Source organism: Commensalibacter sp. M0268 (genome assembly GCF_016101925.1).
Classification (GTDB): domain Bacteria; phylum Pseudomonadota; class Alphaproteobacteria; order Acetobacterales; family Acetobacteraceae; genus Commensalibacter; species Commensalibacter melissae.
The window spans coordinates 26,128-49,243 of sequence record NZ_JACFPQ010000002.1 but is presented as its reverse complement, the minus strand read 5'-3'; the positions used below and the strand labels follow the sequence as shown (position 1 = coordinate 49,243).

Genomic DNA, 23,116 nt, shown 5'->3' with positions numbered 1-23,116 from the left:
TATAACCATATATAATGAAAATTAATTTTGTGCTTAAAATATTAACTTATTAAGAATATTGTAATTTAATTTATCCGTTTGGAATAATCATATACAGTTTTCTACAGTTAAACCTTTTACTCTTTTAAACTCTTTCACATTATTGGTAACCAACATTACATTCAATGCTAGAGCATAAGCAGCAATTAACATATCCAAACTCACGATAATTTTTCCTTTTGATTCTAACTGATGTCTTAATTCGGCGTAATATCCAATAAATTGCTCATCATAAGGAAATATCTCTAAAGGTACTAAAAACTTATTAAAAGCCTGTTTATTTCTTTGTGATCCAGATTTCTCAACACCAAAAGCTAGCTCTGAAGCCGTAATACTGGAAATTCCAAACTGTCCTAATTGAAACTGCCTAAACTTCTCAAAGACATAAGGTGGCTTATTATTAATAATAATATAAATACAAATATTGGTATCTAGTAAATAAATCACTTTAAATCCTCATGAATTTGATCTTCTTGAGGTTCTCTTATTAATTGGAAATCCCTTTCAAACTCATTGACAGCTTCCTGCATTAATAGCCACGGATTATATTTGGTGATAACAATACACCATTTCCAAATGCTTTTACGATGACTTCATCTTCATTAAACCGGAATTCTTCAGACAGTCTAACAGCTTGACTTCTTCCATTTTGAAATATTTTTGCTATCTGCATATTATTAATCCTCCATGATATATATATCAATAATTTATATTGTGAGTCACATTCTACTTACAACTAATAAAAAATCCTCATTCATAATGAGAGGGTTTTATTTATTGATTTTTCCTTGATTTTCCAAACACGCACATAAAGCCTTCAGAAAGCATCTCTGATGTGTGATAATATTTTCCTGTAGGTAATTTTAACAAGAAAAGTAGTTAACAATATTCTAGGGCAAATCTATGACTATTAAAATAGGTATTTATAGATTAATTTTATTAAATAATACTTTATAAAGATAATTAAATTATAGACTATATTCTATAAATACAAATCGTAACTACTACCATAAATAATGAATTTGTTAAGTAATTTTCTATCATTTATTTTAATAAGTTATTAATTTTTATATATTTTATCGATATAATATATAAAAATTAATCAGCCATAAATTTGGTTTGATTTTTTACTGAACAGACGATTATCAGCGTCCAGTATTATGGCTATAAAGATTAAAACATTACCCGCATAATTAATTAAATAAATTGACCAGATCCATGCGTTTACACTCGTTTTGTATTTAGTTTGTGTGATTTTATGCATTTGAAAGGAAATTAATGAAAATTATTATGATAAAAAAATATAATTTATATGAAGACTACTGCTTATATTGGTAAGAAGAGTGCTCAAACCTTTTATTATATAGCTGAGGTTGCAAAATATATTCGCTTACCTTTAAATCATTTTATTACGATTAATTTTAGTGAGGCAGATATTTTATCATTACAGATTAATGATGCTTTTCTTAAGCTTAAAAGGCAACTTACTCGATGGTTATTATTTTCATCCAAACATAAAGAAGCTATTGAACCCACTTTTGCTTGAGTTTTTGAGAACTGTATTAATGGAGAAAGTTGTGATGATATTGATAGTTATCATTATATCCATGTTCATTGGGCAATGCATATTCCAGAGGGATATGAAAATGATGTTTTTTTAAATAAAATTATTTTTAAAAAAAATAATCGTTATTAATGAGAGAACAGTTCATCTTGCAGATACTAAAAAACATCCAACGTTAAGTTATTTCCTTAAAGATTGTCATCCAAATTATATCGATATTTACGGTAGAGATAAAGATGCTATCTAACAAGGAATTATTCCTGGAGATAGAAGGTCAAGCACAACAAGAAATATTGGTCCAGAAGCAAGAAAGAGGATGAATAAGGATTTAGGGATTAAAAGAGGTTTTCCTAAAGATTTTTTAAGTGCTAGAAGGGCTTGGTTTATTTGGATAATATTAGTTCATTATATGATGTTATTAAAGAAATATATAATACTATAAAGTGTTAATGTCTTTTTTTTGTTTTAATGTTTTAAAATTTAACATTAACAGAAATCTATTAAATCTTTCGCTAGAGACGATTAATATTTTTTATGATAATTTTAAACCAAGGCAGACAACTTTAATATTGCTTTTCAAAAAATATAAATTCTTGTATAGAAAATAATGACCAATGTTACCAATTTCTGAAAAAAAATGGTAAGAAAATTATTATCCAGCCAAAAGTAAGTGTCTTGATATTGGTGTTGATGCTTTGGAACAAGCATATTTGTTTTCTTGTTCCTATTGAAAATCCTAATGGTTCAAATATCTAAGTTAATTAATGAATAGTTAAATCAATAATAATTCCATTCATTATATCAAACATGTTCAATTTATTTGCAAAGATCTGATAAATTTTATGAATTATTAAGGTAGAAATAACAAAAAATTTAATGTTATATTACATGTCAGGATTTATTGTTAACCTTTATTTTTTAAATTATACTATTACGGATTTTAACCGTAATAGTATATGAATTTCAAATTCTATACCAAATTTAATGATTATATAAATTTCATAAAAATTATCATCTATCTGGATTTAGCAGGTGATCCCCATTTGTTTCTTTCAAATTTGGTATTTTTCAACATCCATATTAGAAATAATATTGAACCAATCATGGGAACAAAACTTATTAGAAGCCACCAACCCGAATGATTTATATCATGCATACGTCGAACGGTTACTGCGAATGAGGGAATTATAAAAACAATGACTAGTAATGAACTTGTAATATTTGTCAATATGCTCATTGTATAGTCATCAAGATTTCCAGCCATAAAACCAACAACCAGAAGTACAAAAACATTAGTAAAAATAGTTAATAAAAACAAAATCAACATATAAAACCAATATTCTTTTCTTCTTGCCCTTCCAGAAAAATTAAAAAGATTTCTTAAGCATTTCCAGAACCATTGAAACATATTATAAGTTGACTCTGTTTGATATAATTCATGCATGTTTGGATCGAATTGATCACTATTTTGTTCATGACTTGAACCATTCTGACTATCAAGAGCAAAGAAAACTGATTTGGCTTGTCCTGAGGCATCAACCTCAAAATCTAGACGCTCCCCTTTGGTTGGAATACGATTTTCTTTCCATTCATTTCCAGAAAATTGGTAACGTTGACCATTATCTCCAACAATATAGCCTTTATTATCTTGCACTATATAATTTAGTAATTGACCCTGCATAATAATCTTTCTAAAATTTCGAACTTAAATAAATTTTATTATAATTTTGATATTATTTGACTTCCATGTTACTTTCAATATATTTAAAAAATTATTAAGATTATTGCCATTTATCAATAAGCTGTAAATGATGAAATTTGTACAGGATGCTTGATAACCTTTTTATTCCACAAAAAATCAAGAAATTGTTGATATTTTGCTTTATCATAGATAACTGGATCTGTCGGTAATAAATTTAGGGTCACATTCCAAGCGGTTTTATTTAAGGGCGTATTCAATTCAGGATGATCTTTAATTGTCTTGTTAAACACTTCTAGAGAATGGCTTTTCAAATATACATTCCCCTCTTTTAAGGCCTGCATAAAACGGATAATTCGTGAATCTTTTACAAGTTCAGGACGAGTTACAAAAATCATTTCATCATAAATTGGAACACCATAATCTTCTGGATTATAAATATTGAATTGATAATGCTTCTGTTCAAGATCAATCACTTCATAGTTCCGTGATGCACCGATAACTGCGTCAACTGCCCCAGTCATTAATGCTTGTTCTAGCTGAAAATTAACGTTGATGATCTGTACATCGGATAACTGAACGTTTGTCTTTTCCAACATTGTTTTCAAAATCGCATGATCATCCCCGGCAACGGAAACACCGATTTTTTTTCCTTTTAAATCTTGTAAGGTCTTGATATTCCGCGAGGTAATCAATGTATTTAAGGGCTGATTTAAAAGAGATCCAATTCGTATTAACGGAATATGATGGTCAATCATCATGCCCAATTGAATAGGATAGGAAATCGCAATATCTGCCTGTCCCGCAGCTACCAATCTTGGTGGTGTACCAGGATCAGCGGGAGAGATCATCTCAACCTGGAGATTGTAACGTTTGAAAGCTCCACTATATTGAGCAGCCAGCAAAGATTCATGACTTGCATTGAGAAACCAGTCCAAAATTACGGTGACTTTATCCTCTGCATTTACCTGGGAAATGGAACACAAAATCGCAAAAAAGATAAATATTTTTGAAATTCTTATCATCATCCTGACTTTCATAAAGCGGACGTTAGCGTTAACATTGTGGCAAATCCTCCACCAATGTTATAATAAGGTGATGAACCCTTGATTACAGTCCCATTTTTTCCAACCGTATTATGAGCATTTGATGTTGGAGTACCTATTCCTGACAGATGTTTTTGATCAGTTATATTTATAAAATTAAGCCTGATTTCTGGATATTTTGCAAAAGAAATAGAATCAAAACGGTATCCAAGTGCAAGATTGCCAGTTGCATAAGACCCCATTGCTTCATCATTCATGAAGGTGGCATATTGCTTGCCTACCATTTTCATATTTCCATTGGCAAAAAAATGACCATCATCATAGGTTAGCCCTATTGCAAACTGCCAGGATGGACTTCTTACCGCTTTTTTTCCTCTGGTAGGCAAATAATCTCCACGTGTTTTAAAATCATTATCCATGGTTGCATTTAAATACTCCCCTGATATATAGGGGCTAAAATGATGCCAGGGTTTCAACCCTAATTCAGCATCTATTCCACGTGAGGTCTGTCCACCCGCATTAATTGAAGATCCTATCCAGGCATTGTTTTGTCGTAAAACTGTTTTGATCATGCGATTGGTATAATTATAGTTAAAAAATGTAACGGAACCAACCAATCGTGGACCATTATAGCGATAGCCAATCTCTTCCTCGATAGAATATTCTGTTTTCAAATGATTTGTCCCCTTCTTTGTCAATGTTCCAGAATTTGGATCATAGGTATCAAACAACGTTGATTGATGGGGAACAGAAAAATTTGTACTTGCGCTGACAAAAAGCTGGTGTTCTTTTGTAAATTGATAAACCATGCCAATTCTGGGCAATGGTTTGGCAACATTGTTACCGGTACGATATTGAGGTCCTGGAATACGATTATATCCAGCCTGTGATAGCATAACTTGCTTAAATCCCACATCAATATGCAGTTTGTTATGAAGAAAATTCATGCGATCCCCGATAAATACCGCATTTACTTGCGTAATTATACTTGTATCCCTTGCATAAAGTGGTTGACCGTCTGGTAAACGGATCGTCTTGCCTTTCCCCCCCCACAAGTCCCATGGTTTGCCATTTTCTGAAACTGGCGTAAAAGGTTCATTTATCAAGTTGTCTGAATAATCATACCAATATCCCAAGTATAAATGATGATGTTTTAATCTTAAATGTAATTCTGGAGTAAAACCTGAACGATAAGTTCGCTGGAACCAATCTCCCATAACCATTCCCTGACCGTTAACAGCCCCTGGAATGGAAACGCTCCCTTCCACAGGAAGCGTACCCTGCCATAATCCATGATCGGAAAGCATAGCTCCATATGGCGTATTTCCATAACCATATTGAAAATAGGGAGTTACTGTAAATTGCAATTTATCTGTCAGCGTGAATTGTCCGGGAGTTGCAAGATAAATTTGCTGAAAGGTTTGCTGATATAATTTCCAGTAATTACTATTGTCTATTCCATTATGATACCATGTGCCTGAATAATTATTACCGTTTTTTATCCCGTTCATTTTCCATTCATGCTTAGTGGGCGTATAATAGCTGCTCATCAAAGAGCGGTTCCAGTTACCAAGCAATGAAACCCGATTGTCACTCCCCCATTCTTTGGTAAATTTAAAATCAACATGTTGACGATGGTCATATCCGGCTCCACGCCAATTGTCCCCATCCGTATAAGAATAGGAAATAAAACCCTTAATACCCGTTTTGCCAATTTTTCCGGTATCCATACGGGCAAAAATCTTACCCGTATGATAAGAACCATATGAAAACTGGGTCATTCCACCCATATGATCAGATGGTTCACGAAACTTGATGTTGACAATGCCACCGGCTGCATTAAAAACAGGACTGTCAAGATCGGGGCTTCCCTGACTTAAACCTACCGATTCAAGATTTTCCATATCAACAAACTGATTCAAATAGCCACCGCCATCGGACACATCATTTAAAGGCATTCCCTCTAGAACATATCCTATAGAATCAGAAGTCATTCCCCTTACCGTCATGTCCGTTTGTGTGGCAAGTCCGAAAGGGTCCGATCCCGACACATTTGCACCTGGCAATAGACTTATAAGATTGTAAACATTGGACGTGGGTGCCTGTTTGTGAATAAAATCCGAAGAAACGGTACTAAGGGATCGAACGGAATCTTCTGGTCTAATCAATCCCCCACCAGCTTGCTTACCAATATATCCATTGGCAGAAGGATAACCACGGAAAGTTCCCTTGACTATAATCTGCTCACCAGGATCAGACTGCATTTCCTGTCGCGTTATCGAATGAGTTTCTGGTTGAGATTGAGTGATATGAATATCTTTTGCCTGAATAGAGGAAAGCCTCCCCAAAATAGGTATGAACAGTAAAAGATAACGTACAAAAGCAAATAAAATTGATCGCATTAAGTTCCTCCCTTCGCTGGCATGACCCAGATCAGGTTCTACGGGTTTATTCTCAGCCCCTAACGGACACCCCGGTGATTTATAACAAAATGATTTTTATCAATTTTTTAATTAATTACAAGTCTTTTATATGACACTATCCTCTTTTAGCAGGAAAGGATGAGTTACATCCAGAAAAGCCTTGTTTTTATCTAAGGAATCAGCAATGACAGTCAAACAAGATACGGCGGCAATAATCTCCATACGAAGGGCAAGATTTTTTTCACTTTTTTCACGCTCTCTCAATCTTTTTACAACCGCATGACAAACCGCAACTGTCCGACCATATTTACCGCTATATTTGGAGATACGTCTTAAAACAATTCTCAATAAGATCTTTATATCTTCAGTCACAACATCATGATCGATCATGGAGTGCAAACGAAGTATATTCAATCCGATCATCATCACTGCCACAGTACCCTGGCTATATGCATGAATCAATTTTGTATTGGACTCACCACTCAACTGTCGTACCATATTAACCAACAAAGCGGCTGTTTGAAAAAGCCATATCCGGGGACTTCTTTTATAAAAAGATACAGAAGCGAGTGCATGCATTTTTTTCAATAGCATTTGCCGTAAATGCAAACGGGTTTTAAGAGGACTATAGGGATATATTATTCGGAAAGAAGCAATCGCGAAAAATATCCCCATTAGCAAAGCTAGGGAATTATTGAAAAATGTTGATTCATTCAACCTGACCTGGTTATCCAGCTGCAACATATAGGGTAAATATGCGGCATAGGAAGCGGATACAGGAAGCGTTTTCAAATTGGCAATTCCCAATCCACCCAACATTGTAGGAATAAAAAGTGCCATACAAAGAGATTCGAAATTACCCAACGGTGGAATGAGATAAAGCGTCAAAATACTTCCTGCCAATAAAGCCCAAAATGTACCTTTAAACCATCCAAAAGTAACTTGGGCAGGATTTTCAAACAAACAGAAACGTGCACATCCCATTCCAGTCAGGGAGACCATGGTTCCCCCCATATTCCAGCCTGTCATATACCACATCAAACTGGCAGATATCATTGCAACAAAAGTTCGCAAACCATTTTTCCAAGCCAGATCAAAATTTAAAGGTGCAGAAACATGAAACTTAAAATGATCATTTTTAATAGGATGACTGCTTTTATGATATTCCTCTAAAGTAACTTCTATCTCACCCAGTAATTCACTTAACTTACGAAAAAGAATACGGTCGTTAAAAACAATTTCCCTCTGTTTTTCCCCCTTATCGGGAGTTTCAGTATCAATTTTCTTGTAAAAACTATCTGTAATATGCTGTCGACATTCCCATCTCAGTTTATTCAAATAAGATTGGTCCAAATTAAAATCATGATCATTTTCAATGGAATCTAAAATTCTTTTTAAACATTCCTGAACATTGGGAATGATACTAGCAAAGTCAGCTGTTACATTCTTGAAATGCTGCATTCGTATGGATAGACCCATACTTCGCGCCAAAACAGCTGTCACTGAAAATAAAGCCGCATGTGCATGATCCCCTGTATGATCATTACCATTCATTTCAATCTGCCTGAATTCAATTGAATTATCAAAACTTATAACCGAAGTCAGCAATTCCTGTGAATGCAAAACCATCTTTTCATCTTTTGACAGCATATTGACAACAGACTGAATCGTTTCACAGATTGCAAATTTAAGATTATTGTTTAATTGGGTCCGAGCATTTTTATCGATATTAACATCAAAAAAACGACCCACGAAACTATCACACCAAACCCCGAGAAGAATATAGGTGGTTCTGGCCATTGCCATCATAAATGTTCCATGTGGATCGTTTATGGAACTAAAGGCAATTATCGCACAGGTATAACCTGATAAAACCATGGCATACGCCTTGAAACTCTGCATGCATGTTCCACACCAAACACAAAGGGCGACAAACGAGGCAACTGTAATGTTAAATAACCATGGCTGTTGAGGAAAAACCGCAACAAAAACAACAGCGGCAATAGCTCCAAAAACGGTTCCAACACCACGCCAATATGCCTTTGATATCGTTTCCCCACGTGATGTGTTCCTTGCACAAACCCAAACTGTCATGGGAGCCCATTTTGGACTATCCAATTCCAGCCACAAAGCGATTGCCAATGCCAAAAAAGAAGCAATGGTAGTTCTAAGGGCAAAAATAAATGCTGACCAGCCTGGGGCATAAATCCAACGGTAATTTTCTAAGAAATTTTTTCTGGACCATGAATATTTTTTATACCACGGCACATTGGCGGATCCGATCACCTAATCACAAAAACCTTTTTATTTTTTAATCACATAAATATGATGACAGTTTCCAAACTATTCTTTTTTTTGAAAAATGAAAAGGGATTACTGGCAATTTGGTAATGTTCAATAGCTACAACCGTAAGAAAGATCCGTTTTTATCCAAGGCATATGAAATAATTATTAGGGAAGAAATAGCGGCACTGATTTCTATACGGATTGCCAGATTTTTTTCATGACTTTCCCTTTCCCGAAACCTAGAAATGGCACGATGGGCAATCACAACAGTTCTTGCATGTGGACCATATTTGGCATGACGGCCATCAAATTTCGCAATACGTCTTAAAACAACTTTTAGAATATTTTTAATATCTTCCGTCATGATGTCATGGGCAGCCATCGCTCTCAACCGAATGATATTGACACCAATCAATGTCACGGCCATCGTTCCATGACGATAGGTTTGCACCAGTGTCGTATTTCTGTCCTCATCAAGCTGACGCATTAACACGACAAAAGCTTCAATTACATAACTAATCCACTCTCTAGGTAATGGAACAACAATAGCATTCGCCAAATGATGCATACCATGCAGCAATTTCTGTCTTAACTGAAACCTCAATTTACGAGGTTGGTAAGGAAAAACCAACCGATATGCGGTAAAGGCGAATAATCCACTCATGAAAATAGCCATTGAATCATTAAAAAAGGTTATTTCATCCATTCTACCAACATTAGTAAATCCAATCATATAACAGAAAAAAAACATGCATGCCGAAGCGATCGCAGCATATTTTGGCACCGCCATTGCTAACCCCCCGATCATGAACGGGATCAAAAGCACAAAATAGAGAACCTCTATACTCGTAATGATAGGCAAGAAAAGAAAATTATAAATAAATCCGCCAAATATAGCCCAACACGCCCCCTTGAACCAACCCTTACAGGCAAGCGAAGCATTCTCAAATATACAGAACCGTGCACATCCCATACATAAAAATGCAAGAAAAAGCGGACCGTAGCTCCAACCAGTAATTTCCCAGGCAATACAACCAAATGTTATTGCCACAAAAGCCCTGATCGCATTTCTCCAAGCCCTTTTGAAATCATAACTATTTTTGACAATAAAACGAAAATGGTCTTTCAAGGTCATATCTCGACTTTTAGCAAATTCTTTCAGAGTAACTTCTAATTCTGCCAAAATTTCACGTAAACCTTGATATAATATACGATCATTTAAAGTTTTTTCTGCATATTCATCATCCGAAATTTTTTTTTCTTTTAATACACGGTAAAAACTATCAGCAATACGTTGTCGGCATTCCCATCTTAGTGAATTCAAAGCTTTTAAGGATGCTTCAATGGAAACACCCGACTTAAGATGATTTAGCAGTTCCTGCAAATAGATTTGTGTAAGGGGTAAAATGCTTGAAAATTGTAAATTTTTCCCTTCTGTCTGTTTCATTAAAATGGATAAACCCGAAGCTTTGATAATCAAACTCAAAACTGAAGATAGTACAGCCCTGGCATGATCCCCTGTATGACCTGTACCCTGCATCTCCTTTTCACGAAACTCAATATTATTATTTAATGAAATAACGGATGCCAAAAATTGATCTGATCGTTGAACCGCCCAATCATCTCCATTCATCATATTAATAACGGATTTAACAGCCTCTTCAATTGACAATTGTAAATCCTCTGTCAATTTTCTATGGGCCTGATGATGCAAATTGAGATCAAATAGGCGAGCGGTAAAATTTTCTGCGAGTATGCCCAAAATAAAATAACTTCCCCTTGCCATTGCGAGCATGAAAACATTATTTAAATTATCAACGGCACCATATAAAACAATGGCACAACTATATCCTGCCATCACCATACCCAGAGCCCTGAAATTTCTTGTGCAACTGCCAATCCAGCAACAAAATGATACCCAAATGGCAACTGAAATTTCAAAAATAAAAGGCTGTTGTGGAAAACAGCCCGCAATAACCAATGCCATGATAATACCAATGACATTTCCGGTAATGATCCAATAAGCTTTTGAAAGAATTTCCCCACGGGATGAATTCTGGGCTACAATCCATACAGCCATAATTGCCCAACGCGGACTATCCAATTCCATCCATAGGGCAATGACCAATACAATATAAGAGGCAATGATGGTTCTAAGCGCAAATATCAAGGCTGTTTTTTGTGGGGCAAATAACCAGCTAAATGACGGTAATGTAAAATCGCTAAGACGCATCTGAATGCCTGATCTTCAATATACAGCTTTAGAAAAGGGATATATCAGAGATCAGGACAAATAGCATCAATTAAATATTCATAAACGCCAATGATAACATTTACTTGACTTTGTTATGATAGGAAAAATACATCATGATTTAACTTTAAAAATATTCCCTCACCGATTAAAATTATAAATTCTCAAATTTTTATCAGAATAAACACTGGTTAAATCTGTATAAGGCATATAGCTCCAAACCGGATCATAACGTGTAACAATTATTGCATTACACTGAAACTGTTTAATCAAGGCCAGATCCTTATCATTGGCCTTACCGTTATAAAACTGTCTGATCGCATGATCCATCAATTCAACCTTGTCACCCCAGTTAGGCCCAAAAGTTTTGACATAGCTAATATTTTGAAAACAAAATTTTCTGTTAACCATTACAGGTGGCAATAGATTGCCCCCCCATGGTTCAAAAGTCTCGTTTTGATGAATATTAATTAGTAATCTATCCTGTTTATGGGTTTGGTGAGTTATTTTGTTTAATTCTTTTAAACTTGGTCTGGGTCTATAATAATCCGCACCGAATATCAACATTTTACTGAAATTTAATGGTTCAATAATACCAATTAGAGCAATAAATATAAAAATTGCTTTTTTGAAACTGGAACAATATTCATTGACATAAAAAGTGACAATCGTTGTTCCTGTCAAAACAAATAATAAAATTGCACGCCAACCCAAATCGTCATTATATATACTACTGTGAATGAATAAAGAAACAAAAATTGACCCTAAACAGATAAATAATATTACCCTAAAAGATGGATCAATCTTTATTCTTTTTAATAAAATCTCAAATATCAAACAATATAATCCAATTATTATTACCGGAAACCATAAAATCATTGCCCCAGTGAAAAAGAAAATAAAATCTATAAACTGTTTATAAACTGATGAATTATATATAAATATACGTATTGGAAAACCGGATTCCCTTACAGGGACGGTAATGACATTATACATAATCGGTAAAATGATTATAAAAGACCCCAGAACCAGCCATAACCAGTTAATTAACACATTTTTTTTATTTTTTTTCCCAACTATTTGTTCAACAAAAATCATTAATGATGTTACGGCAAATGTAAGCCCCCCAACCCATACCGAAAAGCTGAATCCGGCACCAACCAAAATAATAATTGAAAATAAAATTATTTTATTATTTAAATTTCTTGCGCCAATTAAAAATAAGGCCAAAACTGAACATGATGCAGCCAAGAGATGTTGTGGCACCCAAGCGGCTTGAACAATCCATGATTCTAGGGGATGAACATTTGATAGAATTTTAAAAAGTTTATAACCAGTCAATAAATCGACAAAAGGAACAATCGAACCAGAAAATAAAAAGAAACAAAATAAGTATTGGCCTTTTTTTTTATTAATAGATTTCGAAAATAATTTACTTAATAAATAGAAACAAGTAAATATAGAAATAAATGCAGAAATAAAAGCAAGAATAATATCGGCATTTAAACCTGAACAATGGAAAAATACAACAATATTTGCTGACAATAAATAAAAAAGATAATAATAATGAAACAATTCCCCTGCAGATGGATCAATACAGAAAGGATTTATTATAGGGAAGCCATCCCTAACAATTGAATTAACCAAGGCTATTTTAATATGGTCAAATAAGGGTGTAGAAATCCCAACATCAGATCCATTTATTTTGATAAAAACACCTGATACTGCTATAAATGACAAAATCAGAGGTAAAATAATAATCGGTTTGTCGGAAAAACCTTTTTTATAACACTCAATACTCGGTTTATTGATCCAAAACGTCAGACCCAGAGGAAATAAAAATATTATAGCGGCCTGAAATGTTCCAATATTAAATAAATTATTGATCCATAATGCAGTTATTCCCAAAATAGCGATACCCAAAGGGAAAGATAATTCAAAAGATCCGTATTTATTTACTTTTCTGGCAAATGGATATCCGACAACATAACTGTAAAACAGTAAAATTACGGTAATAATCATTAAAAATAAAAGATTGGAAACAATAAACATAAATTATACCATTCAAATAATTTTATTTATTCTATTCAATAATTAAAATTATTAATCATAACAGGGGCACATTAATTATCACTGTATGATAAATTGAAAAATGTAAGATTTTTTTCCAATGCATAATGTATTGGTATTAAACATGCAATTGCCGTACCGATTTCAAGTCTTTGTGCAAGGTTCTTTTCATGACTTTCCCTGTACTGTAAACGTCGAATAGCACTTTTAATGATCAAGACAGTCCTGACATGATGCCCTCCTTTAAAATGACTTATTCTTCTAATAACAACACGCAATTGATTTTTGACATCCTCAGGTAAAATGTCATGAATGATCATTTTTCTCATTTCAATAATATTAATCCCGATAACCATTACCGCCAATGCACCTTGATTATACCGTCTAATCAGTGTTAGCTCCTTAGCGGGGTCAAACTGCCTCATCAATGAAACAAACCAGTCCGTCGTTACCGCAAGCCATTTTCTTGCCGGAGGAATGGTCAATAATACTGGCAGGGTATGAATATCTTTTATCATTCTTTGACGAATTGATTTTCGCACCTGAATTGGTGAATATGGTGCGATATATCGGAATGAAAAAATAGCAATCGCTGCCACTGCCACAGTGGCAAAAGCCGTATTGAAAAAAGTCAGTTCGTTCATTTTATCCTGATTATCAACAACCAGCATCAATGATAAAAAGATTGTGAAACTCATCCCTATACCACGGGTTGGCAAATTATAAATCGCCAATCCCCCGATAAAAGCTGGAATGAAAAAAGCGATACAGAGCAACTCAATCGTATTTGCTGACGCAATTAAAGTAACATTCATAATACCACTGACAATCATGGCCAAAACTGTGCCTTTTAGAAAATCCAATGAAAATTTATAACTATTTTCAAAAAGGCATAGGCGGCCACAAATCATACAGGAAAATCCAAGAGCATTTGTAAAATTAGGCCAGGCAGTAACTTCCCAAATCAGACAACACAAAATCACCACCAAAAAAACACGCAATCCATTCGACCAGGCCAATCTGAAATTAAGCAGTGGAGGCATTCTAAATGTAAAACGGTCATGCAGGGGAGGATTGTGAACCATTCTGTATTCCCTTAAAACCACTTCCAACTCGCCCAATAATTCACTTAAAGCCCGATATAAAATTCTTTGATGTAGAAAAGACTGTTTTTCAATAGATTCACGATCTGAATAGTTTAAAGCCGTATCATGAAAAATATGATTGGCAATAATCTGTCGACATTCCCAACGAAGATCGGCAAGCTTTTGCATATGCGCTCTAAAATCCATATTCTTATTTATAAATTGAATCAGAGATTGAACATAAGTATGAACTTGCGAAAAAATACTATGGAAGTCATTTCCTGCCTCTTTGAATTCCCGCATGTAAAGCACTAGATTCATCAATCTAGTCAAAACAATGACTACAGAAAACAAAGTGGCATGAACATGGTCAATCATATGATCGTTACCAGTCATTTCAGCTTTTCTGAATTCTAGGGTATTTCTTGTTGCAGCAATAGCAGAAAAGGTTTCCCTTACCCGGTAGACAGCCTGATAATCACCATTAAAAACATCCTTGATAACATTAAGGGCTCCTGTTATGGCCATTAACATATTCTTCTCAATATTAGATCGAGCCTGTTTCTCCTGGTTATAAGCAAAAATACGTTCAACTAAATCCTGACACAATACAGCTAAAATGATATAAGTGCCCCTGGACATTGCCAGCATAAACACATTTTCAGGATCAGAACTTGCTGTAAAAGCGATAATTGTACAGGTATATCCTGCCAATACAACGCTATAGGAACTGGAGCTACGGATTAGGCTTGCAAAAAAACAGCAGCCCCCTATCCAGCAAGCCAGACATATTTCAAATAAAAATGGTTGCTGAGGGAATGCGGCAACAATCAAAACCGAAACAACAACTCCGACTATGGTTCCCACAATACGCCATTTTGATTTGGTTATCGTCTCTCCCCGAGAGGTTTGAGAAATAATCCATACTGTCATAACAGCCCATTTGGGGCTGTCCATTTCCATCCATAAGGAAATTGCCAAAGCAAGAAAAGAGGCAATGATTGTTCGCAATGAGAAAAAAATGGCTTCTTTTTTAGGAGCGTATAACCATTTAAAAGATTGTATATTTGGTAAAAAAACGTTGAATTTAAACCAATTCAACTTTAAACGAATATTCTCCATCTATACAACCTTGTTCTTTAGCCCTTTAGTTAATTATTTCCCCCCTCGAGAGGAATTTGCCTGCTACTCCTGTAAAAATACAAATAAGTGACAAACAAAAAGGAATAAAACGATGTCCCAACGAAAACAACGTAAAGGACAAAGCTCCTGGTAACGCAACCGCCCTTACTCCTTTGACGCCCCAGTCAATCTGGCTTATTTTTCTTCCATAAGAATCATAAACTGCTGATATTCCCGTATTTGCTACACGCACAATTGGAATTCCTTCCTCCACGGCACGCAATCTTGCCGCAGCAAGATGTTGTCTAGGACCGGCAGAATTTCCATACCACGCATCATTTGTTAAATTCAATATCCATTTTGGTCTATTTTTATAATCAAGAATCTGTCCCGAAAAAATAACTTCATAACATATTAATGGTGCAAAAGAACTTACTCTTGATAAATTCAATGTGACATTTCCCTCACCTGGTGTTAAAACCTGTCCAGGTACAACATGAAATGGAATATACCAAGGTTGGGATTCACCAAAAGGTACCAATTTCACTTTATTATATACATGATCAATCGCTCCATCCGGTTGCCTTAAAACTACCAAACTATTGTAAAGAATATTTGGTTCTTGCTGGGTGATGGCCCCTATAATACCGAAAGAGGCATCTGGATTATTTTGCATCATAACTTTTCTGGCTGCGTCATCATATTGAATACTTCCCGGAAAAGAGCTTTCAGGCCAGGCATAAATGATAGGTCTTTCAAACTGCCCCAATTCTTGACGCAAGGTTACCGCCTGAACAACCGCATCCGAAGTAAGTTGCATGTATTTCTGGAAAATTCGGCGAGGATCTGTATTCGCTATCTTGTCATCTTCAGCTATATTTCCCTGAATTAAGGCAACAATGGGTGTATTATTATCTGTAATAGGCGGTTTTTCTACCAAACGGTAAGAACCAAATAAAGCCAAACCACAAATAGTTCCAGCGATAATCATCCATCCTTTTTTTCCATATAATGGAAGCAAGACGAGAATAACCGTTATCAATGTCAATCCATCCACTCCAATAAGGGAAGCGGTCTGGATAAAAATATCCCCTATCCTGCCAGGGATCTCCCAGGTACTGGCCAAAGGATTCCATGGGAAACCTGTCAAAACAGGATTCCACCAATTAGGCGGCAACATCACCGCTCTGGACATATCACAAACGGTCCATAAACCAGCGAAAACAAAAATTTTTAATTTTTTTGAAGGTTTTATCCAATAATAGAAAAGCGTAGGCAAACCCGTCCATAATGCAAGTAATATCGCACATAATGGAGATACAATTGGAACAAGCCACCAAAAGTCCTGTGCCCGTATCAGTATAGCATTTACAAGCCACGATAATCCGATTGTATGCAAACCAAAACCAAACCAGTACCCTTTCATCAGGGCACATTTCCAATTTTTGGAATGATCAATTGAATGCAGAAGTAACGGAAATGAAAAAAATAAAATAAATATAAAATAGGTGGGTGGAAAAGCCAAGGCAGATATTCCTCCCAAACCTGTGAGATACAATGCCCCTTGCCATCCTTTTAAGTCATGCCATTTATACAAATGAAAATCCATTTTCTTAATGTATGAAATAACTTTATAAAATAGTTTATAAATTTTCAAACTTCATGAATAATTCAAAATTCCAATGCGTCTCTCAAACGTCGTTCATAATGACGATAGTATTTATCTGCAATGAGTTCAGTTTTAAGAATTATTGCAACATCCATGGTATTAAATTGCTGATCGATAACAGCACCATCCCCAACATATCCTCCCAGTCTTAAATAACCCTTAATTAAAGGAGGAAGTTCCAATCGGCAACGAAAATGATCCAAATGATGCGGATCGACACGCAACATTTCCACACGACGCTCTGGCAAAGCCTTGACTAACAAAGCTGGGGGTGCCAATTGAGTTTGATAAAGATAGGTTAAGATTTCGGCATATTGATCGGGGTCTGTTCCCGGGAAACTGGCACAACCAAATAAGATATCTATTCGATAATAAAAAATATAGGCAGCAATTCCCTCCCACAATAACTGCATTGCGGATCGATTACGATATTGCGGATGGACACAAGAGCGACCGACCTCCAAAAGATTGCCAGGATATTCCTGTAATACGGAAAGATCATATTCTGCACGACTGTAAAAACCACCCGCCTTGTCGGCATTTTCCTTTCGAATTAATCGATAGGTTCCCACGACCCGCTCATGATCAGATATTTTATTATAGTCAATTACCAGTAAATAATCTGAAAATTCATCATATTCATCAAAATCTCTTTTAAGATTACGAATATTTTCGTTAGGAATCGCTCCCATCTCTTCATAAAACACTCGATAACGTAAAGCTCGGGCTGCATCCTTTTCCGATTCTGTCTCGGCCAACCTGACTCCTAGGCTACCTGAACGTAATTCAACAAATTTATCTCTTCTCAATTCTAAAGTTGATAAAGAACCGCTTCTCTTTTCCCTATGCATATTTTCTTTCTATATAAATCATAAACCAAAATAATTTATATATATCTTGTAAAAATTACGAATCTTGTTCTGTCTTAATACGGCGCCCAAACAGTTCCAACCGATGCTGAACCAGTTCGAACCCTAATTTTTTCGCCATGATCTCGATCATCTTGATATGCTCAGGATCTTCAAATTCAATCACTTTTCCAGTATCAACATCGATTAAATGATAATGCGTTCCCTGTTCAGTCACTTCATAACGGGCACGTCCCCCACCAAAATCATGTTTTTCCAGAATACCCTTTTCTTCCAACAAACGAACAGTACGATAGACCGTGGCTACAGAGATATTATTATCCAATTTTGAGGCCCGTCGATATAACTCTTCAACATCGGGATGATCATGGGCATGCGAAAGAACATGGGCAATAACACGTCGCTGCCCGGTCATTTTCAGACCTTTCTTAATACATAACCGTTCTATATGAGATAAATTATTCATTTTTTCACGTGTCATACAATTCATTCAATTATTACAAAGAAGCCTATATGCGCCCTAACTGGAATACGGACAATTGCCAAGTCAATTTTCAACAAAAATTATAACTTCAAAAGATAGCTTTCTTCAAACTATTTATAACTTAATTCAAATCATTAAAAAAGATATATTTCTCTATTTACCAAGAGTCGTTCTAGGACAAAGACTTCAGCATAAGATAAGCATTCTTATTTTTACCATAATAATCAACCCTTTTTGTTTGAACTTCAAAATTATAATTACAATAAAGCTGATATGCCTTTTTATTATCTTCAGCAACTTCTAAAAAAACTGATTTGATGTTTTCCATTTTCATTTTTTTTATAAATTGCTCAAGAATGGCCTTGCCTATCCCTCTTCCCTGAAAGGGGGGGGAAACAGCAAAAGTAACTATTTCCGCTTCATCAATAATTTTGGAGTAAAATAGAAAACCCAGCATTACATTTTCTTTATCCATATAGACACATGCAGAATGTGTAGGTAAAGCCATCAGTGTTTTGAAATCTTCAGGTTTCCAATATTCATGTTCTGGAAAAGCGGATTGATGTAATAATGCCAATGGATATTCTAAACCATTTCCCTCTGTAATAAATTGTATCGGCATCACTTCATTCTCTCGGCATTTTTATTTTGGTGCTTTTCGCAGTCCACCAGCAGGTAAACTCGCTTTGGGAGGATCTATATATAAAGGATAGAGTTTATTCGTAACTTTATCAACCTGATCATAATGATCCGCAATCTTGGCCATCATAACTGCATCCGCCTCATTTATAGAGGATTTGCGCCAATTGACTTTTGTTGGAATAAGAGGTTCTATAATTGGAAACGCTTCACCTGACAAAATAACTTCTTCTTCCGGCCATGGTATATCAACAAAATCGAAAGCTTTTATTTCAGATTTTTGATTGGTTTCAATAAATACCCTATTTCTTCGGGCCAGGGTCATATGCCAAACTAATTTATCAGAATAGTCTTTTTCGATATATGGAAAAATTGCCTCACCACGGCGTAAAGGGACAACCGGACAATGTAACCCTGTTTGCAATCCCAATGAGAATGCAATGGAAGCCCTCAATCCTGTAAAAGATCCAGGTCCAATAATAATAGAAATAAGATCAATCTTATTAGCGACTAAATAACCATTCCGTACAAATTCATTGAAATAGATTGGAAATCTTTCTGGGGCACCTCGTTCAAAGGATTTTTTTTCACATTCCAACCTATATATTTGATCCTTAACAACAACAGAAATAAAATTAGGTGCCTGCTCAGATGCAGAGGCACCATTAATGACTAAAATTGTTTTATCGTTTTTCATAGATTTACAACATTAAGCAGGCTTCCTCAAACGCAAGCCTTTCATTTCGTTCCCCAATATTTTCTTTATTTCCATATCCCAAACATATCAAAAAATTGGAATGCCAACCCTGCTCTTCAAAAAACAGTCGATCCACCATTGTATTGTCAAAACCCGATAGGGGAGCAACATCAAGCCCCAATGAGCGAGCTGCAACAATCATATATCCTCCCTGCAAAGTAGAATTGCGCAAAGCCGTCTCTTCAGCAAATGGCATGTCTCCCGCATACCATGATCTCAATTCAACCGTTGGATATAAAATCGGTAATTTTTCATAAAATATTGGATCATATGCTACAATAACAATAACAGGAGCGGATAGTGCCAGATCAATATTCCCGTCTGTAAGGGCGGGTCTCAATTTTTCCTTACTTACTGGATGACTAAGAAAAGTAAACCGAGCCGGCTGGCAATTTGCAGAAGTTGGACCCATTTTTACCAAATCATAAAGCTGATACAAGACGGAAGATTCCACATCCCTATTTAACCAAGACCTGGGAGTCCGTGCCAAATTAAAAAGACGATCCAGACATTCCATAGGCAAGGAAGATTTTTCATCCATTTCTTTTTCCAATTCATTCATCCGAATTGATTCGAGACGTAGATCTCTTTAATATTTTCTTTAGCAAATAAAATTAAATTCTTACTTGCTCCACAGTAATAACCTCAGAAAGATATCGCTGCAGGATCACTTCCACCCCATGTTTCAAAGTCATTGCTGAAGAGGGACACCCCTGACAGGATCCCTGCATTCTTAAATAAACACATCCATCCTTATAACCGTAAAATATGATATCGCCACCATCTTTGGCTACAGAGGGACGAATTTCCGTATCTAATATCCATTTTATTTGCTCAACAACCGCTTGATCCTCAGGTGCAACTTCCATCTCGATCACATTGACTTTTGAAGTTTTATCGAGAACGGGTCTTTTCATCAAGAGAAAATCCATGATGATAGCACTTAACGCTGATTTCAGCCCATACCAAGAAACTTTCTCATCTTTGGTTACAACAATAAAATTGTGACCAAAAAAAACACGTTTCACTCCCTCAACATCAAACAGGCTCAATGCGAGTGGCGACATATTTGCAGCCTCTTTATTCGTAAAATCAATTGTCTGGTTCGAATCAAGGATCGGTTTACCCAAAATGAATTTCAATGCATGATTGTTTGGTGTTTCTTCCGTATGAATAAGCATTCCCAGTTCCTTAATCCCTCCACCTTAAATAAACAGGTTTTACCCAAATAAAAACCTATCAAGAAATATGCCTTTTAAGTGGATTTATCAAAATAGACAAATAAATAAACAATTGTTAAAAATATCGCAAACTATCCTCTTCACGAAAAAGCATATTATTATTAATTACTTAGTATTTCAATATATCCTATTTCAAGATTTAGGATTTTGTCTGTAATTTAATCAGCCATAAATCAGCAATTTCTTTTATAACTCCCTGTGCTTGGATAGATTTTAGATTTTGAATTGATTGATTTTTCTGGTTAACTTGTAGTTGTGCCATAGCATAATGAAGCAACGCCTCATTAGAATCTTTCAATGTTTTTTTCAGTGCTTCCTTCATCAATAGTAGACCTGACTGACCTTTACCGTCCATAACCTGATCATATCCAAGCATCAACATATCATCACCATTTGGTGCCTTTTCGAAAGCTTCCAATTTTGCAGGTAACGCTGATTTATTCTCGTTAATTTTATCCTGAATAAATTTCCTAAGTCTCATAACACGTGTCGAGTTATGATCCGTACCCAATACTCCCTTGTCATAACCAGCCGCAAGGATTTTCAATGCGAAATGCGGCATATTGGCTTGCATTGCCACTTCCGCCATTTCCATATATTCTTCACTGGTCCTCATTAAATTCATGTTAAAACGCAAATTGAGTATTTCAAGTTTGACAGAGGGTGATAAATCACGGCTGGATGATAGTGCCGCCATAATATGCCCCCAATATTCGGCTTTGGGATAATGCATAGCCAATTGCGTGTAACTATGTCGCAAACCATCCTGATCTCCAAGTTTTTCTTGGCAATTAGCCATAATTTGCCACTGGGATTCAGCTGGTACCTGACCATTTTTTATTTCTTCATCTATTTGTTTTTGCTGAGCTGTCATTGCTTCCTTATAGTTATTGTTGAGAAAATATGACTGGATCAGCAATGTTTTCATGTGTGTGTTGGTACCACCAACCAAAAAATACTGTTTAATATATTCTATTGCCTTCACATATTGTCGAGCTCGATAGGCAAGGCTGGCCTGCGCCATTCTTATTTGAATTTTTTCGGATGCAGACGTACGTGTGGAATTAATCAATTCATCATATCCGGTAAAGGCTGCATCAAGATTATTCTGCTTGATTGCCAAAGCAATCCGCAAATGTTCAATAATATTTTTTTCATAGGTGGAAGGATTTGGAATTGTCTGAACTTCCTTAAGCGCAGCATTGGCCTGGACAATCTTTCCCTGTTTCATAAGATGTTCTATGTTTTTTAAAGGAGCAGCCATTTTTTGGCTTACTACTTCTTTGGATTCAATAGAAACTGAATATAAACCTCCAGCAGTTCCCAATAAAGCCACCATCCATAAATTTCGCAATAAAGAAACAGGTTTCATAGTTTAATATCCCGATCTATCCTCATCCATTACTGTTGATTGGCAATTGTTATCTTTTTTATTCCTAACCGTTGGGCATCAGCCAAAACAATGGCAACATTTTTATAATTGGCCAATCGATTGGGCTTTACGACAACAACTGGCTGGTCAGAGTTAGCAGCTATTTCACGAAAACAATCAAGTAACGCATCCTCATTGGAAATAGCAGTATCATCAATCGACAAACTATTATCAAAATCAATACCGATTGTCACCGTTTTTGGAAGTTCTGTTTCATTTACTGGAACTGCTCTTCCCAAGGCCAATTGTACGGATTGCGTCTGTAGGGGAATAGTTATGATCAACATTACCAATAAAACCAGCATTACATCAATCAAGGGGGTCGTGTTAATATTTACCATGACCTCTTCTTCCTTTTCACCTTGCTGAATCATGATTCTGCGAGCATGTCCAGAACGTAATGAACGCATTATACTATATCCTTTTCAATCATATAATCT

Annotated in this window: 19 protein-coding genes and 1 riboswitch; of the genes, 1 reads left to right on the top strand and 18 read right to left on the bottom strand. The window is 35.5% G+C overall.

The annotated features are described in order from the left end of the window. Positions 1-87 precede the first annotated feature (87 nt). Positions 88-486 (bottom strand): type II toxin-antitoxin system VapC family toxin, encoded by a 399-nt coding sequence (locus H3R28_RS03635; RefSeq protein WP_198209595.1) that lies wholly within the window; start codon positions 484-486, stop codon positions 88-90. An 82-nt stretch (positions 487-568) separates the two neighbouring features. Further along, positions 569-712, bottom strand: coding sequence for an antitoxin (locus tag H3R28_RS03630; protein ID WP_196424211.1), 144 nt, complete (start codon positions 710-712; stop codon positions 569-571). 639 nt (positions 713-1,351) lie between these two features. Here H3R28_RS03630 and H3R28_RS03625 point away from each other — a divergent pair. Next, a complete protein-coding gene (locus tag H3R28_RS03625) occupies positions 1,352-1,585 on the top strand; it encodes a hypothetical protein (RefSeq protein ID WP_198209593.1) in 234 nt (77 codons plus the stop codon). A gap of 1,033 nt (positions 1,586-2,618) precedes the next feature. On the opposite strand, the gene H3R28_RS03620 is transcribed toward H3R28_RS03625, so the two are convergent. From H3R28_RS03620 to H3R28_RS03545, 16 genes are all read right to left on the bottom strand, one after another. Next, positions 2,619-3,284, bottom strand: coding sequence for a DUF805 domain-containing protein (locus H3R28_RS03620; protein ID WP_198209592.1), 666 nt, complete (start codon positions 3,282-3,284; stop codon positions 2,619-2,621). Positions 3,285-3,397: 113 nt separating this feature from the next. Continuing rightward, complete coding sequence (locus tag H3R28_RS03615; RefSeq protein WP_232351212.1) at positions 3,398-4,330, bottom strand: ABC transporter substrate-binding protein; 933 nt, start codon at positions 4,328-4,330, stop codon at positions 3,398-3,400. Positions 4,331-4,338: 8 nt separating this feature from the next. After that, positions 4,339-6,750 (bottom strand): TonB-dependent receptor, encoded by a 2,412-nt coding sequence (locus H3R28_RS03610; RefSeq protein ID WP_198209590.1) that lies wholly within the window; start codon positions 6,748-6,750, stop codon positions 4,339-4,341. After that, a riboswitch (TPP riboswitch) is annotated at positions 6,742-6,834 on the bottom strand. It overlaps the preceding gene by 9 nt. Positions 6,835-6,876: 42 nt before the next feature. After that, positions 6,877-9,057: an FUSC family protein gene (locus H3R28_RS03605; RefSeq protein WP_155567813.1), complete on the bottom strand. Its 2,181-nt coding sequence runs from the start codon at positions 9,055-9,057 to the stop codon at positions 6,877-6,879. 115 nt (positions 9,058-9,172) lie between these two features. Then, a complete protein-coding gene (locus H3R28_RS03600; RefSeq protein WP_198209588.1) occupies positions 9,173-11,290 on the bottom strand; it encodes an FUSC family protein in 2,118 nt (705 codons plus the stop codon). A gap of 159 nt (positions 11,291-11,449) precedes the next feature. Beyond that, positions 11,450-13,360 carry a hypothetical protein gene (locus H3R28_RS03595; RefSeq protein ID WP_198209586.1) on the bottom strand — a complete coding sequence of 637 codons (1,911 nt, stop codon included), beginning with the start codon at positions 13,358-13,360 and terminating at the stop codon, positions 11,450-11,452. A gap of 71 nt (positions 13,361-13,431) precedes the next feature. Continuing rightward, positions 13,432-15,585 carry an FUSC family protein gene (locus tag H3R28_RS03590; protein ID WP_155567811.1) on the bottom strand — a complete coding sequence of 718 codons (2,154 nt, stop codon included), beginning with the start codon at positions 15,583-15,585 and terminating at the stop codon, positions 13,432-13,434. A 25-nt stretch (positions 15,586-15,610) separates the two neighbouring features. Further along, positions 15,611-17,194 (bottom strand): apolipoprotein N-acyltransferase, encoded by a 1,584-nt coding sequence (gene lnt, locus H3R28_RS03585; RefSeq protein ID WP_198209584.1) that lies wholly within the window; start codon positions 17,192-17,194, stop codon positions 15,611-15,613. 62 nt (positions 17,195-17,256) lie between these two features. Further along, positions 17,257-18,105 (bottom strand): GNAT family N-acetyltransferase, encoded by an 849-nt coding sequence (locus tag H3R28_RS03580; RefSeq protein WP_198209582.1) that lies wholly within the window; start codon positions 18,103-18,105, stop codon positions 17,257-17,259. A 55-nt stretch (positions 18,106-18,160) separates the two neighbouring features. Then, a complete protein-coding gene (locus tag H3R28_RS03575) occupies positions 18,161-18,604 on the bottom strand; it encodes a Fur family transcriptional regulator (RefSeq protein ID WP_110438649.1) in 444 nt (147 codons plus the stop codon). 175 nt (positions 18,605-18,779) lie between these two features. Then, positions 18,780-19,229: a ribosomal protein S18-alanine N-acetyltransferase gene (gene rimI / locus H3R28_RS03570; RefSeq protein ID WP_198184729.1), complete on the bottom strand. Its 450-nt coding sequence runs from the start codon at positions 19,227-19,229 to the stop codon at positions 18,780-18,782. A 21-nt stretch (positions 19,230-19,250) separates the two neighbouring features. Next, entirely contained in the window at positions 19,251-19,943 is a 693-nt protein-coding gene (locus tag H3R28_RS03565) for a tRNA (adenosine(37)-N6)-threonylcarbamoyltransferase complex dimerization subunit type 1 TsaB (RefSeq protein ID WP_198209580.1), read from the bottom strand. Between the two features lie 4 nt (positions 19,944-19,947). Then, positions 19,948-20,565, bottom strand: a complete 618-nt coding sequence (locus H3R28_RS03560) for a malonic semialdehyde reductase (protein WP_232351211.1) — start codon at positions 20,563-20,565, stop codon at positions 19,948-19,950. 52 nt (positions 20,566-20,617) lie between these two features. Further along, positions 20,618-21,184 carry a NifU family protein gene (locus tag H3R28_RS03555; RefSeq protein ID WP_174795615.1) on the bottom strand — a complete coding sequence of 189 codons (567 nt, stop codon included), beginning with the start codon at positions 21,182-21,184 and terminating at the stop codon, positions 20,618-20,620. A gap of 199 nt (positions 21,185-21,383) precedes the next feature. Beyond that, complete coding sequence (locus tag H3R28_RS03550) at positions 21,384-22,616, bottom strand: lipopolysaccharide assembly protein LapB (RefSeq protein WP_198209579.1); 1,233 nt, start codon at positions 22,614-22,616, stop codon at positions 21,384-21,386. Positions 22,617-22,645: 29 nt separating this feature from the next. Then, positions 22,646-23,086 carry a biopolymer transporter ExbD gene (locus H3R28_RS03545; protein WP_232349737.1) on the bottom strand — a complete coding sequence of 147 codons (441 nt, stop codon included), beginning with the start codon at positions 23,084-23,086 and terminating at the stop codon, positions 22,646-22,648. Positions 23,087-23,116: the final 30 nt, after the last annotated feature.